At 59.5% G+C, this 14225-nt stretch carries 12 protein-coding genes and 1 pseudogene; 3 read left to right on the plus strand and 10 right to left on the minus strand.

The features are described from left to right. Positions 1-221: 221 nt before the first annotated feature. The 4 genes from X730_RS140295 to X730_RS05040 are packed head-to-tail and all read right to left on the minus strand — an operon-like array spanning position 222 to position 2743. Positions 222-590, minus strand: coding sequence for a DUF6527 family protein (locus tag X730_RS140295; protein WP_023827280.1), 369 nt, complete (start codon positions 588-590; stop codon positions 222-224). After that, positions 587-1981 (minus strand): ThiF family adenylyltransferase, encoded by a 1395-nt coding sequence (locus tag X730_RS140290; protein WP_023827281.1) that lies wholly within the window; start codon positions 1979-1981, stop codon positions 587-589. The genes X730_RS140295 and X730_RS140290 overlap by 4 nt, the downstream gene beginning before the upstream one ends. Beyond that, positions 1978-2373: an E2/UBC family protein gene (locus X730_RS05045; RefSeq protein ID WP_023818713.1), complete on the minus strand. Its 396-nt coding sequence runs from the start codon at positions 2371-2373 to the stop codon at positions 1978-1980. The genes X730_RS140290 and X730_RS05045 overlap by 4 nt, the downstream gene beginning before the upstream one ends. A 1-nt stretch (position 2374) precedes the next feature. Next, positions 2375-2743, minus strand: a complete 369-nt coding sequence (locus X730_RS05040) for a multiubiquitin domain-containing protein (RefSeq protein ID WP_023818714.1) — start codon at positions 2741-2743, stop codon at positions 2375-2377. 163 nt (positions 2744-2906) lie between these two features. On the opposite strand from X730_RS05040, the gene X730_RS140285 reads away from it, so the two are divergent. Together X730_RS140285 and X730_RS140280 are read left to right on the plus strand one after the other, a co-directional pair. Beyond that, the gene (locus tag X730_RS140285; protein WP_023818715.1) at positions 2907-4040 is read left to right on the plus strand and encodes an AAA family ATPase; all 1134 of its coding nucleotides are present in this window, start codon (positions 2907-2909) and stop codon (positions 4038-4040) included. After that, positions 4033-6282: a S8 family peptidase gene (locus tag X730_RS140280; RefSeq protein ID WP_031197299.1), complete on the plus strand. Its 2250-nt coding sequence runs from the start codon at positions 4033-4035 to the stop codon at positions 6280-6282. Before X730_RS140285 ends, X730_RS140280 begins: the two co-directional genes overlap by 8 nt. Before the next feature lie 451 nt (positions 6283-6733). On the opposite strand, the pseudogene X730_RS1000000166680 reads toward X730_RS140280, so the two are convergent. From X730_RS1000000166680 to X730_RS140260, 6 genes and pseudogenes are all read right to left on the minus strand, one after another. Continuing rightward, positions 6734-7041: pseudogene (locus X730_RS1000000166680) on the minus strand (ATP-binding protein); the annotation flags it as partial. Positions 7042-7236: 195 nt separating this feature from the next. Beyond that, entirely contained in the window at positions 7237-7866 is a 630-nt protein-coding gene (locus X730_RS140275; RefSeq protein ID WP_155922515.1) for a hypothetical protein, read from the minus strand. Between the two features lie 100 nt (positions 7867-7966). Further along, complete coding sequence (locus tag X730_RS140270; RefSeq protein ID WP_155922516.1) at positions 7967-8998, minus strand: hypothetical protein; 1032 nt, start codon at positions 8996-8998, stop codon at positions 7967-7969. Positions 8999-9176: 178 nt separating this feature from the next. Continuing rightward, positions 9177-10526, minus strand: coding sequence for a hypothetical protein (locus tag X730_RS140265; RefSeq protein WP_023827284.1), 1350 nt, complete (start codon positions 10524-10526; stop codon positions 9177-9179). Positions 10527-10767: 241 nt separating this feature from the next. Continuing rightward, on the minus strand, positions 10768-12090 hold the full coding sequence (locus X730_RS1000000165480; protein WP_023827285.1) for a DegT/DnrJ/EryC1/StrS family aminotransferase: 1323 nt from the start codon (positions 12088-12090) through the stop codon (positions 10768-10770). A gap of 230 nt (positions 12091-12320) precedes the next feature. Next, a complete protein-coding gene (locus X730_RS140260; protein WP_155922517.1) occupies positions 12321-13949 on the minus strand; it encodes a hypothetical protein in 1629 nt (542 codons plus the stop codon). On the opposite strand from X730_RS140260, the gene X730_RS1000000168295 reads away from it, so the two are divergent. Continuing rightward, positions 13948-14145 (plus strand): hypothetical protein, encoded by a 198-nt coding sequence (locus tag X730_RS1000000168295; RefSeq protein ID WP_155924196.1) that lies wholly within the window; start codon positions 13948-13950, stop codon positions 14143-14145. The two genes, X730_RS140260 and X730_RS1000000168295, sit on opposite strands and share 2 nt — an antisense overlap. The last annotated feature ends 80 nt before the right edge of the window (positions 14146-14225 follow it).

Genomic DNA, 14225 nt, shown 5'->3' on the forward strand with positions numbered 1-14225 from the left:
TTGGCCGTCGAGACCAATGAAAACTGGATGGAGGCCAACCGATACATCAATATGGACGACCTGCGCGAGCACAAGAAGCTCGCTCTGCGCCAAGCCGCATGACCAGCATCATGGCCGCCCCATTTTGCAGAACTTGACGCACACAACCCTGTCCGGCTGATGCAGACAGAGTGATAATGTAACTTACGGACAGTGGGTGCGGTGGACAGATGGGCCCGCCTTCAACACCAGACGATCTGCCCCTTCCGGACGATGAAATGACTTTTGCAGCCGCTGCGCCGCCAGACCGAAGGCATGAGCGTTGCCGGGCCGCTCGCTGCGGACGGCACGGACCACCGTGGCCGGACCTGGGGCAGAAGATTGAGTCCGATCGTCTCGCCGCAACCACATGGGCACGTCATCGCGGCGCCCCAGAACTCGCCGGCATCGCCGGCAAGGTACACGCGGCCGGGGGCGGGCTCGTCGGGGAAATCCTCCACGTGCTCAAAGAGCCAGATAACCTGCCGGCGGAACAGGCGGTGAAACAGCCGCGAGGGCGCTGAAACGAACCAGGCCCAAGCGGCGAGCAGCAAGGTCAGGATGGGGTTCACGACTCCTCCTCGCTCAACGCCGGCATGTTCAGCTGCGGCGTTGCGTCGCCCCGCCCAACCCATTTTGAGAACATGCCTGACGGTTCGCCTTCCGCGCTGCGGATCACTTCGGAGCCAACGAAGTTGACGCGGACAATGGCGGTCGAGGCGTTGTCGTCTAGCCGGTACGGATGGAGGCGCGCCAGAAACTCGTTCACAGCGATGCTCGCAACCTGCATGTTGATGCTGATCACGGCGGGACGATCCTCCGAGACGCCGCGAATGTAGCCGCGGGCGACTTGGTCGCGATAGGCGGCGGGATCGGTCCGCCTCAGGCCCTCGGCCATCAGCTGCTTCTGGGTAAAGACGCGGCGGTCCATCAAGGTGTCGCCATCGGGACGCAGATAGTGGATAGCCCCAACGGCTTCATCGACGCCGCCCTTCCCGTCAGCTTCGAGCTTCACGCCAAGGTCGAAGTACGGAATGGTGTAGAAGGCAGCGATGCGGTTCAGGATCGCACGGCCTTCGACGCCGTCCATGCAGCCGAACAGGACATCGCATTGGGCGACGGCCTCGATGCCGGCTGGCGTGCTGAGGTCGGCGCGGATGATCTTCAGCTCGGTGCCGAAGCCCATGGCGGCAATCGATCGCGCCATCACTTCGACCTTCGGGCGCTCAAGGTAGCTGTCTTCGCGCGTGCTGTTGAGGATGCGATTGAGGTTCTTCTCCTCAACGACGTCGGGATCGATCAGCACGAGTCGACCAAACCCGAGGCGTGCGAGCTGCTCGATCAGCGGGCTGCCGGTTCCCGAGCAGCCGACGACGGCGGCCGACATCAACCTGAGACGGCTCACGGTGCCGGCCCCGAACATCTGGGCGTGCCGCCGCGCGAAGCCGGGCGTCGCAGCCGAGGTCACCGGGGTGAAAATCTTGATGTCGTCGCCGACGACCGAGATAGCGTCGAGCGGCTGCATGCTGCCATCGGGGAGAATAGCCCGCCCAAACATTTCGCCGTCGGGCAGCATCACCGCACTTACATGCGGAAAGGCGCTGTCGGTCCAGCCATAGACCGAATTGAAAATGTCAGCGTCGGACTCGTCGTCTACGGACGAAAAAGCCCGATAGCCGCCGGGGTGGCTGTGAATCTTCAGGACTGCGAGATCGTATTTGGCCGCACGCTCAAGCAAGGGGATCATCCGCCGGGTCGACCAGGTCACCCGATCAGGCCGCCGTACGCTGCATTCGTCGTAGGGGATGGGGAGGATCTCGAGGACACTCACCGCGTGCACCGCATCGCCGCGCCTGCGCCCGCAAAGGGCCACAGCGACGGCCTCAAGGCCGTCGCCGGGCAGAAGGTGCGCCTTGAGGGCCTGCTGCTGGCACCCGGTCATGCGCAGCTTGATCGCCCTCATTTCGCAAGCTCTCGCTGAAGCCATGTGTCCACCTGCAGCAGGTGCGTGCAGACATTGTCGATGCCCGGCCGCCACGGGTTTTCCGCCGTGCGATGGCGTGACCATTGCTGGTACTGCCTGCCGTCGAGCGCCAGCGGGGACAGGTTGGCGATCATGCGGTCGCTTTTGAGGGAGATCGGCGGGTCAAAATAGACCATATCGATCTGCTCATCCGGGTAGTTCGGCGGAATGCGGAGCGCGGCCGTGGCCGTGCTCACGTTGTAGCCGTCCGGGATCTGGTGACCGGGAAGGATCAGCCACTTGGCATCACCTTCCCGGATGGCTTCCCAGACACGGCCGCCCTGCGCGAGGCACTCCTCGTCTTCTTCCGAAAGCTGAAATGCCTTGCGCATATCAACCTTCCGAGGGATCGAGGGCGAGAGTCTGGAAGCGCTCCACGTGGTCGACGTGGAAAACCACCACCTGATCGGGAGCCACCGGCTGGAAGCCGGCGCCGTGCACCTTCATCGACAGCAGGTACTTGTCGGGCGCCTTGTTCACCAGGGCCAGGATCTGCGTCCCGGTCATCTGGTGTACCTCGACGACCTTCTTCTCCTTGTCGATCCGCAGACGGTACTTCTTTGCCTTCTTGGGCTTCTGGCCCGCCTTGGCCTGCTCTTCGAGGTCGATAAGCTCTTCAAGCTCCTCGATGTCGCGCTCCAGCTCAGCCGCGTCATGCTTCAGTTCCGCGATCTCGCGGCGTTCATCTTCGGTGTCAGTCATCTTCGCGTTCCTAGGTCTTTGTGTTCGGCGGGCGATGCCGCGCCGGAGGTCGATCTCCGACCCTTGATCAATCCTTAGCATATGAGTTTACGTTTTGGCAAGATACGTTTACACATGAGAAAAAAGTGTTGACTAAGTGGCTGAAAAGGATGACACTTTGAGCATGGAAATCAGCACAAAAACACTCATCACCCTCCTCCAGGCCGCGATGTCGGCGGACTACACCCAGGTCCGCAGGACTGCGAACGGGCTCTCCAAGCAGCTGCTCGACACGAAAGACGTCGACGGCGCACGCGCAGTGCAGGCCGTTGTCCGAAAAAAAGGCGTTCCGCTTCAAACGTCTGGCTATGTCGAGACTCTTCCGGTCGACGCCGGAACGCGACTTCCGCTCCTTGAGGAGGGCGTGGCGCCGACGACGCCTGTGATCCTTGATGAGGCGGCCGGGCATGTCGTAGGGCAGTTCATTGAAGACGCTCAGAATCACGACCAGCTGGAACAGGCTGGGGTGGACGCGCCCATCCGGCTGCTGATTTTCGGCGAGCCTGGGACCGGCAAGTCCTTGCTCGCCTCCCATATCGCGGCGCAGCTTGGCCGTCCCTTGTACGTGGCGAGGCTGGATGCGGTGATTTCGTCACGGCTAGGCGAGACCGCGAAAAACGTGCGCGGGATATTTGATTTCATTCCGGTCCGGAACGCCGTTCTGTTCCTCGATGAGATGGATGCGATCGCGAAGCTGCGCGACGACAGGCATGAGCTGGGCGAGCTCAAGCGCGTGGTCAATGCCGTCATTCAGGGCCTGGATACGCTGACAAACGACGTCATTGTCATTGGCGCGACCAATCATCCTCACCTTCTCGATCCTGCGATCTTCCGCCGGTTTCCGTACAAGCTTGAATTAGGCCTACCATCAACCGCCACGCGCGCGGAGATGTGGAAGGCGTTTCTACGACTTGATTCGCCAGAAGGCATAGCTGACGCGGAAACACTGGCGATCGTATCGGACGGCCTGACCGGAGCAGATATCCAGAATATTTCCTTAAGCGCACGTCGCCGAGCGGTTCTGGATAAGGCAGAAATAAACCTGCCAAATCTTCTCGTGGCGCTGCTTTCATCAAGGCGTGGAAGCCCTTCTCTTGCTGATACACGGAAACTCACAACCGATGATAAGAAGCAGCTTGCCCTGACGCTCCATGACCGTGCGAAACTTCCAGTAACGGAAATCGCGAGAATGGTCGGTGTGAGCCGTCAGATGGCACACAGATACCTGAAGGGAGAGGACGGGGAGGTAGATGGCTGACGAGCAACCACGGCGCCCGATCCTCAATCCGGTCCTGCGGTTCACCAAGGACCCGCGCCCGGAAGGCATAACTGGCCGGTCGAAGAGCCGCACGGGAATCCGCTTCGAGCGGCTGGACGATCAGCGAAACGCGCTCGGCGATGCGTTCGCTAACTTGAGCCGTCGTAGAGAAGCTTTGCCGTCTGCGGCGGGGCGGACGATGATCTATGCGTCGATGTTCAGCGACTCGCGGGCCACGACTTGGACCCCGACCGACATTTTCCACGCTAATCGCGGTGCTTCGATCATTGCACCTTATCGGTCGGGGTATCTCATAGAGATCGAGACGAAGCGGCTCGCGTTCTACTCTAACCTCATGATGGCGGCGGACGATGACCGCGACATGGTCGACATCTCTCGCGTTGAGGATGTCCGGGCGTATGATGTGAATGACGTCTCGCACGGCTATAGCGTTGACCAGCTGTGGGACTTGGCGCCGGAGACGCCCGAAGGCAGGGCTTTTACCCTGTGGTTCATGCCATATCGGAGCAATGACAGCGTCGAGGTTGTCCTGCAGGAGATAGCCCGTCTGCGCAATGAGCAGGTTCTGGGAAGCCTGCCGCAGGCGCCGCTTCTGCAACTGCCCGCCCTCCCCGTCGCTCCCGGCGATGAAGCCAATCAGCGTCAGAGGCTCGTCACGACTCTGACGGACCGTATAGCATTTGCCCTGCGCGACTACCGGGCCCGGCATCGCGCAAAGGTGGGCGTGACGGTGCGCGACAAGGACCATCTGGCCTCCATTCTGGGGTCTGCGGCAGTATTCCGCCTCGACCCGTTGCCGGTGATCACCTCGACCTCGCCCGGCCAAGGCACTGAACCGCCGCGGCCGCTCCCCTCCTCACTTGCCGCAATGCCGATCGTCGGCGTCGTCGATGGCGGCCTGACGGCTGCGTCGTATGGCGCGGCAGAGGCCTGGAAGGCGCAGCCGCTCGTGCCGGCTGGAGTTGCCGATGCGGCCCATGGCAATATGGTCAGCTCCCTGATCGTACAGGGGCATGACTGGAACAACAACCTGCAGCTGCCACCGCTGTATTGCCGGGTCGGCACCGTACAGGCGGTGCCACGTGCGAACGCGGGCTACCTTCTCGATCCGGACTCCCTCGTCCCCTATCTTGACATCGTCATGGGCGGGCATCCGGAAACCAAGGTCTGGAACCTGTCGCTCAATCAGCGGACGGACTGCGACCTGAACTCCGTGAGCGCGCTTGGGCACGACCTCGCCGTCCTTGCGCGCAAGCACAACGTCCTTCTCGTGATCTCGACGGGGAATCAGCCGAGCGGGCGCATTCAGCCGCCCGCGGATTGCGAGGCGGCGCTGACCGTGGGTGGACGCCTGCACAGGCCTGATGGTACGCCGGGCGCAAAATGCCCCGTGTCCCTGTCTGGTCCGGGGCCCGCCAGCATGCTCAAGCCGGAAACGGTCCACTATTCGCATGTGCGTACGATTGGCGGCTCCGTTTCGGCCGGGTCCAGCTTCTCGACGGCCCTTACTTCACCCCTTGCCGCCCACACGATGGCGGCGCTGCGTGAGCCCTCGCCGGACCTGGTGAAGGCGCTGATCCTGCACAATGCGGACAATCCCAAATACGATGTCGCGCTTGGCTTTGGGTCGCCTGGCGTTTCCATGCCGTGGAACAGCCCGCCGGGAGGGGTCACCCTGCAGTGGACGGCATCCCTCAAGACGGGCGCGGCCTATTACTGGGAGCTTCCCATCCCCGCCGCCCTCATTACAGGCGGAAAGCTCAACGGGTACGGCAAGCTCACAGCCGTTCTGGATCCGCACCCCCTCGTCAGCGAAATCGCCGGGCCGAACTATTTCTCCGCCAGGCTTGCGACAGCGCTGCAGGTGGAGCGCGGCGGCAAGAACCACAATCTGCTCGGTTCGCTCGATACCAAGAAAATTACCGAGGAAGAGGCGCGCGAAATCGATCACAAGTGGAGCCCCATCCGGCATCACCACAAGCGCTTTTATGGTGTCAGCTTTGATGGCGATAACCTGCTGGTCTACGCCCGCATCTACACGCGCGACCTGTATCTGTATGGCTACGACAACCCGGACGAGACGCCTGAAATGAGCGTCAACTTCGTGCTGACTATCGGCACGGGCCAGGAGAATGACGCCGTCTTCAACCAGATGCATAGCTCTCTCGGAGCGTTTGTCGAAAACTCGACCATTGAGAGCGACATCGAGGTTAACGCCTGAGCTGGATCCCGGCATGCGCCTGCCCAGACGCGACTGTCGTTTCGCCTCATCGCGGAGTCCCCATGAGGCGGAGCGTGGCAGGCCGGCACATCGCCCCTCTCTCCTGCAACGCCCGCTTTTGGCGCAAAGGAGCCAACGCGCGACGTTTGATGGATGTCCGCTTCTGGGCAGCGCCCGTCAACACGGCAATGACCGAGAGGAGGCGCAAAGCTGCCATTCACGTCGTGGAGAACTTATGAGAAGGCGACCTTGACTGCTGAGTGTACTGCATCAAAATCTCTAGTCCTTCCACTTATCAGATTTGCTTTGGTGATAATTGCCTTGGCGCGTTCGACAAGCTGCCCCAATCTTTCGATGGTCGGGGGCGCTTCGGTGCCTGCCTCCGTATGACTATGGTGTTGATTTTCACTGAGAACTGACCCGGCGTTTCCACCGAGATTTGACCCGCCTTTCATGTATGTTTCGGTTCGGGATTGAGGGTCAAGGTTCTGGCTTTCTCCTTCGCTTTTTTAGGCTCGTGGGCAGAGCTGTTTTTGAATCGGAAGCTGTCGTTTCCGGTTTCGCGGATGTGGCAATGATGGGTCAGCCGGTCGAGTAGCGCGGTTGTCATCTTGGCATCGCCGAAGACACTGGCCCACTCGCTGGGCTATTGGCGATCTGGCCCGATCGTCCCTGTGCCTTCTGCTGTTCCAGCGCATTGACCAGCTCGACCGTCGAGAAGAAGCGAACCCACTTGTGATGATGCTTGGCATATCTTAGCGCTGATCCTTCTCGACGTCTCAGAGCAAACCCGACACTCCAGACCGTGCGCTCTTGCGCGTCGAGGCACTGACACTTAGGTGAGAAATGAGCCGCCTGCAGAACGACGGGCAGCAGCTGAATATCTCGGCAACACCGGGACGTCCTTCCTCGTCAGCATATTCTTGCGCAACGTCTGCGAAATCAGCACTGACATTATACCGGCACCTTCACTTGCAAGCGTTGAATGCGTGGCTCTGCGCCCGGTTTTGGGACATCGGATATGTCGACGAATTGTAAATCGCAGAGCTGATAGGTGATTTTGACATTCTGCTGGGAGCCTTCCGGGAGAGGAAGCCCGCCCTGGGAGTCAAAGCGGATGATCTTCGTGGATTGGCCGTCGACGGTCGTATTGTCTGCGGTCGTAATAAATATCTCTGGATATGATTGACCCGAGCTGTCCACTACCTGCTTGTCATCTTCGGTATAGGAATAACACGGGTACCGCTTGAAAACGATCGCCGACCTGAGCCCGTAGTTCACGAACAAGATTTCAACATACCCGGCCTCCCCCGGGCTGGACCCTCCGCCCACAAAGCTGGCAGCCACAATGGCACGATTTTCCGTCACTTGTTTGGTTAGTGCCGGAAGTCCGACGACCAGAAATGTGGCGATTGACGCCAAACCGGTGATTATAGCCAAGACCGTTGACGCGTTCCCAAGATTGCCCCACCAGCTCTTCTTTTGAGATGTGCCACAGTGAGGACACTTTTCGGCGCCGTGTTCGATTTTGAGCCGGCATGCCATGCAGCGGTCTTCTGAGAAATCTGCAGCTTGAAGTGTCACGGTTCCGTCTCCTTTAAGTTAGCAGGTGCAACACGCTGCGTTTTGGCGGGTGGCTGCGCGCCTTTTCCATGAGTGATTGCTCAGGATCCGCCAAAACCGTTTATGGGTCGTAGGTGGTCACGACTGCGAAGTGATCGGACCCGTGCAACTGACAAGCTTTCGCCGCCCAATCGGTCTGCGCCAGGTCGACGCCGGCGTTGCAACCAAGCGTCGGCGCTTTGAAATCGGCTTGATCGCCAGCCGGCACAGCCATGTGATCGATTGCAGCGTCGGCAAAAGCGGTGTCCTTGTAAGTGCGACCCAGCCCCTGTGTAAGCAACGCAAACGCGCTTGCACCGATGAGGGGTGTCGTCAGGATTGCGAAAGTATCGTCGAACCCGTCGCCGGCGACGCAGGCTGCGGCGGGAAAGGGCGCTTTCTTGCATTCAAACGGCTGGAGATTGCAGTCCGCGAAAGCGGACCCTGCTTTGCCCTGTTCAAGACTCGTATTGAAGTCGCCGGCGATGATCGTTGTGCGGCCTTCTGCGGTCGCTTTGTCGGCGACGACCTTCACCGCGGCGATCACGCGTTCTCGCTCGGCCGCGTTGCGTTTATCGGCATCTACTTGACGGGCAAAGCCTTGTGCTATCGCTGTGGTGAGCTTGGCTGGAACATCGATGGCCATATTTTCCAATGCCCGGTTTGCGTCCGTCGCGTCGGAGCATGCATTGTTGATATTGCTCTTCAGATGCACAGGAAAGATCGTAAGGCCGTTCGCCAGATCCACGCGCAGGGTACCGCGGTCGTTGCCTCCTGTTGGCTGGACCTGCGAAAGACCGCTCGAAGTTAGAAGTTCTTCCGCCACTTGCAGTCCGCCGAAGCTTCCAAAGACCTCATGCGTCCGCCCGTCGAGTTTCACATCGTACTCTGTGACGCGGATCATCGGAATCTTGGAGATAACCGCGACCTCCAGGCCCTCGTGGGCTGCTGTATTTGGAACCGATAGGTCGGATACCGCCACGTGATAGTTTGACCGCCCTAAGTGATTGGCAACGATTACGGCGCCAGTTCGCCCGATCACCACGACCATTACGACCACATCGGGTGACAATTCAGCATCCAGGCCCGCGAAGTCAGCTTGCCGGCCAAGCATGGACTCCTCCAACCCAGGACCTATGTTCCAGGATACAATTGTGGTCGACTGTGCAAGACAACAGCCCGTCCACGCACAAAGCCAAGCGAAAGTCACAATTGCACGCATCAACGTCGTTCCTCTAGGTGCTCACCCTGCGGTGGGAGACCTCACACCGGCAAGTTGCGGTAAGCGTTCTTCATGGTTCGTCGCGGGAAAACGGCGAAGGACCCACGTGGGACCTGTCTTGTGTCGGCGGCAGTATCCTGGACAGTGCTGCTTCGGCGTTGCCGCTCTTTTCTGCTTCAAAAATGTAAGGGGCAACATCGCGCGTTTCCGCGGCCTGGGATGAAAACTTTAGATCCACCCAACGGCGAAAATTGAAAATGCCACCCGCAAGCTGGAGTGAATAGTCGAGCGACTGGGTCTCGGCGACGAATGGTTCTGTGGGTGCGCGATTCTTGAAATAATGTCTCAGCGCCTGTTCATCGTAAGGATTGATGGTGAACGGCAAAAGGCCATTCATTTCATCAAAAACAGGGCCTTCAGGCGGAATTCCCCGACCCCAATCGAGGGCACGCGCATGGCAGGCAAGGCATGCAGACTTGAAGTTGTCGACGGGTCCATTGAGGCGCCCAAACAGTCCAAGATGGTGCCGAGGCAGCGAGAAAAACCGGGCAGCTACCGTGGGATTGACCCAGCTCTCCTGCACGGTGCCTCCATCTTCCTGATACTTCTTGGCAGTCAGTTCAGGGTCGTTTCCCCACATCAGTCCCACGGGAACGAGCTTTGACCAGACATCGTCACCAGGTGCATAGGCGTCGTACATGAACGTGCCAAAAACCCAACCTGTCAGGGCGCCAGCCGCTGGATCCTTCACCGCAACATCCACCTGCAAAAGGCGCATTTCCTGCACGGAGCCGCCTTCGCCGATGGCGGCGTTCCATATTTTCGACCCGGTTAGATATGGCACCCGCGAAACCGGCGCGGTGGTGAAGAGCAGCTTGATTGCAAATGTGTTGGGCGGGAACACCATGCCCTTGGTCTTCGGTCGCGCGGGGTCCCCCCAAACCTGACCGAGCCCATAGCATCCAACCCCGTTGTAGAACCCAATTGCCCAGTTTTCGGCGCGAGAGCGTTGATGCTCCGAGAGTTCGAAGAGGCGCGATCCTCGCTCGCGGGTCATACCGTGAATGCGCTCGCGAATATCCTGAAACCACGGCGCGTGGCACCAACTTTGCGATCCTTTCTCGATCCTCCAGTCAATAGAGACATTATCCTTCAGCCCATAGGCAAGAAGAGTGCGAAGGTAACGCTCAGGCTGTACTCGAAAGTCGATCCCACGCCATGGAGTCTCCACGGCTGGGAGGGTCTTCGGAAAGGAAAAATTGGCAACGAACTCCTTCTCCCCGGCAGGCAGACCAGCAAGAGCCATAGTGCTTGAGCAGTTGAAGAGGATACTCGCCGCCGTATCGAGCGAGGCGTTCTCCGCAACGTCGCAGGCGGCGTGAGCCGGCCGAGGCGCAATAGCAAAGATGCCGAGCAACATCCAAATCAGCGTTATAGCATTTGCACAGACACGCATCCGCGTCCCCCATTGGTGTAGTCACCGGTCTGCCAGATTATGTTATACCTGCAGTGATCGTTATTTTAATACCGCAAGGTCCCTCAGTGTCGTCAGGCATAAGGTCTGGCAAACCGTTGCTTCGGGCGACGGTGTTCTACCTCAGGGGATCGCTCTCGCCTTCGACGATACCCCGTCCCACTGTCCATTTTCTGGGCGATCCGTGTTAGATAGACAGTACGGTCTCAATTGCATCAGCAACGATGTCGGCGTGATGTGGTTCATGGCCGTCGTGGAACACTATCTGCAACGAGCTTTCGATCCACCTTTCAGCTTCCGGGCAGTGTGTCTGCTTATAGTCAAAGACAGTCTCGGGGATATCCGGAAAGATTTGTCGCGCAACCAGCTCGGCCGGCCAGATTGGAGTTTCGTTGTTGGGTTGTCCGAAAGTGTCGAAAAAGTTTCGGTTCCTGAACACCCCAGTCCGATAAAGGGTCTCATCGCCGTAGGATTTACCGACGCCCATGCCGACCGAAGTCGCAGCGGCGCGCATTGCCTTCAGCACATCTTCCCGGCGCGCTACAAGATCCGGCTCCAATCGAAACATTTGAAAGAAATAGCTGGAGATCGCTTTGCCGTGGTGTTGCTGCGGCCGCACACCGGGGATCTTTGACAGCCTCTCATCAAGCCGTTGGCCAACGGCTGTAAAGCGAGCCGCTACTTTAGCCAATTTGGGAAGCTGCGCCAGGAGCATGGCGAACTCCAGGTCGCTCATCCGGTAATTCACACCTGACCCGTTGTATATGTAGTGCTCGCTATTGGGATCCGTGACGCCGGTCCGGTTGCGGTGCTTGTCGGAGAAGTTGAGGCACCGCAGGAAATCATCCTCGCTCCTTACGAGGACAAAGCCGCCCTCGCCACACGTGATGTGTTTTTGGGAGTTGAGGCTGAAGCAGCCAGCATCGCCTCGCGTTCCCGCGGGACGTCCTTTATAGCTGGCCCCCTGAGCCTGCGCAGCATCTTCGATCACTTTGATATTGTGTTGCCGACAGAAATCAAGAATCGGATCCATATCTGCAGGCGAGCCCCCCAGGTGCACGACAATGACCGCCGAAGTGCGACTGGTAGCGACGCGCGCGATCGTTTCGGCCGTCAGCAATCCGGTATTCGGATCAAGATCGGCGAACACGGGAATCGCGTTCTGAAAGATCACCGGCATGACAGTTCCCATGTCGGTGATTGGTGGAACGATAACCTCCGTTCCGGCGGGAATTTGGAGGCCGCCAAGCGCGACGTGGATGGCGGCGGTGCCAGATCCCGCCGGGACGGCGCGGAGACGCTCGCCGCTCGTGTCGCTATAGTAGTTTTCCAAAGCCTCACGGGCCTCGTTCCAGAAATTCCGCTTTGGATCGCCGCTGCTGGTATAGGGCCATAGTTCCTGCCCTGCCAACGCGGCGTCAAGCAGTTGCCGCTCGGCACTGTCAAATCTGCGTCGCTCAGGTGCGGTCACAGGCTGTCCTTTCTGGTCGCGGGTTGTCGTGCGCGACATGCGTCGATTTCTTCACGCCCGAGGCGATCGCGACGTTCGGGCAGTTTGTTTGTCCACCCAGGCAACAAGGCCTCCTAGCTGAACGCGATTGAAGCTTTCTTCGAGTAAATGCGCTTCAGGAAAAAAAGGATAGTGGGCGCTGGGGCTCTTCAGGCCGTCGGGGACGAATTCACGACGATTTCACGCAACGGCGGTAGGACGCCAGACCGCGTCGCTAGCGGATGGGCCAGCTACGCTTCCAGCCAGTCATCGGCCCGGCCCGCAGCCTTCTTTTCTATTGCTGCCATGATCGGCAGCCGCCGCAGCGTGTTGACCGGATAGGCCGGATCAAGCAGCGCCGCTGGAGCAAAGTCGGGCTCCTGCTCTCGCAGAGCCTTAACAGCTTGGCGAAGCTGGGGCACTTCAACGCGGCGCAGCTGCAAGGCCACCTCATAACGCCGTGTCGAGACAAAATCCGGGCGGAAGCGAAGCGCCGTTCTGGCGTGCAGCAGCGCCTGATCGTAGTCAGCCAGAGCGGTTGCGGCCATGCAAGCGAAATGCTCGAAATAGAACTGATAGGGACTGTGCTTTGTAAGTTCCAGAGCACGCCGGGCTGTCTGGTATCCTTCTTCCAACTTGCCGTTTGTGCTCAGGGCGTTGGAGAGCAGCGCCCATCCCAACGGGTCCGTCGGATCGCGCTCGACGCCGCGCTGCGCCATCACGAGCGGGGTCCGCAGATTGCCTTGGTGAATATATTCAATCTGCGAACTGATTGTCTGGACAACGGCATCGTCGGGCGAGTGGCGGAGCGCCTCCGCAGCGAGCTCGGTGACCGGCGCAACGTTGTCCAGGAATGACATCGTTCGATGTTGAAAGAATGCGGCATTGCGCAAGAAGCCCCGCCACACCAGGTACCGGCCGCGCGGCTCTATCTCAAAGGCGCGCTTGAACAGGCTGTCAGCAGCAACGAGGCTTTTCTTGTCAAGACGAAAAAACAGGTTCCGCGCCTGGTGCGCCAGGACAGATGCGCAAGCATCCGCTCCATCAATCGATGCCGATTCGGCAAAAGCTTCGCAAACCCGTTCGACTGTGTTGAGCGCAAGCCTATCCAAGTCGACCGACTCGTGCATCGCGCCGATGGCGCCAGGTACGCTTGCATTGTCGGACCACAGCCGTCTTCCATTCTGAATTTCGCAGGACAGGAAAACGTCACCACCAACCGCAACGGAAAGCACCCGGATCAAGAGCATCGCCTGCGGTTGGCCTGCGGGTGCATCGAGATCATCCGCGCCGCCGTCCCCGTCCGCACTCATGATCTCCAAATCGTCCATCTGCCGCAATGCGCTCAGAATCCGATTCTGCAACAATCGTGCGCCGACATCGGCCGCTGGCGCTCCTCGTGCATCGCTACGCACCAGCACGATGCGTCTTCGGCGCGGCGCTGCCCTACGCTGCTGCATCCATCTCTCGAGGACATGGCTGCGCACGTCGCGGATAACATGTTCGAATTCATGGTCGTGCACGTCGACGTCTTCAAAGGCCTCGACCGTGCCTGCCCGCCTCATGTCGGCAGACGCTTCATACACGACCTTGAAGCTCGCTGGGTCTAGAGTCACGGCATGGCGCGAGGCCACCAGCAGTTGGCCGTGCGGCCCCAACGCGCGGCGTATCTCACTAAGGGCCGCCCGCAAACTGCCTGCCGCTTGTTCCGCGGCCCGGTCGCTCCACAGGCGCTGCTGCAGCCATGCCCGCGTGCGGGTGTGACCAGGCGCGACGGCCAAAAGAGCAATCGCGCCGCGCGCCTTGCCACCTTGTGGCGCGAAATCACGCCCCCCCTCATCGGTGAGGGTAAGCCTGCCGAGAGCATTTAGCTTTAGCATGTCCGCCCTGCAGAAGTATTCTGTGCCCCATATTTACTTACTGCAATTTTCTGCGTCCCGCTATCCATTAGAAGAAGCAAATGTTCATGCGTCCTTGCTGATCCTCGTGGGGAAAAGCAAAATCCTGCTGCTGAAGGGAGCGAAGTCCGTTCGGCAAGAGTTGCTGGGTAAGCGTGAGCTGACACACGCACAATAGCGGCTCCATTCACCCCTTAAGCTCGCATCGATGTATTTCACGGTGTTTTCACGCCCGCGATTTTTTTCCTGATCTAGGAT

Origin of the sequence: Mesorhizobium sp. L103C131B0, assembly GCF_000502275.1 — a bacterium.
GTDB lineage: Bacteria > Pseudomonadota > Alphaproteobacteria > Rhizobiales > Rhizobiaceae > Mesorhizobium.

Coding starts and splice junctions, on each gene's coding strand:
- X730_RS05045 (WP_023818713.1), bottom strand. CDS start 2,373: ATGCGCAAGGCATTTCAGCTTTCGGAAGAAGACGAGGAGTGCCTCGCG.
- X730_RS140265 (WP_023827284.1), bottom strand. CDS start 10,526: ATGTTGCTCGGCATCTTTGCTATTGCGCCTCGGCCGGCTCACGCCGCC.
- X730_RS140270 (WP_155922516.1), bottom strand. CDS start 8,998: ATGCTTGGCCGGCAAGCTGACTTCGCGGGCCTGGATGCTGAATTGTCA.
- X730_RS140280 (WP_031197299.1), top strand. CDS start 4,033: ATGGCTGACGAGCAACCACGGCGCCCGATCCTCAATCCGGTCCTGCGG.
- X730_RS05040 (WP_023818714.1), bottom strand. CDS start 2,743: ATGACTGACACCGAAGATGAACGCCGCGAGATCGCGGAACTGAAGCAT.
- X730_RS140260 (WP_155922517.1), bottom strand. CDS start 13,949: ATGCTAAAGCTAAATGCTCTCGGCAGGCTTACCCTCACCGATGAGGGG.
- X730_RS140290 (WP_023827281.1), bottom strand. CDS start 1,981: ATGAGGGCGATCAAGCTGCGCATGACCGGGTGCCAGCAGCAGGCCCTC.
- X730_RS1000000168295 (WP_155924196.1), top strand. CDS start 13,948: ATGTCCGCCCTGCAGAAGTATTCTGTGCCCCATATTTACTTACTGCAA.
- X730_RS1000000165480 (WP_023827285.1), bottom strand. CDS start 12,090: ATGTCGCGCACGACAACCCGCGACCAGAAAGGACAGCCTGTGACCGCA.
- X730_RS140285 (WP_023818715.1), top strand. CDS start 2,907: ATGGAAATCAGCACAAAAACACTCATCACCCTCCTCCAGGCCGCGATG.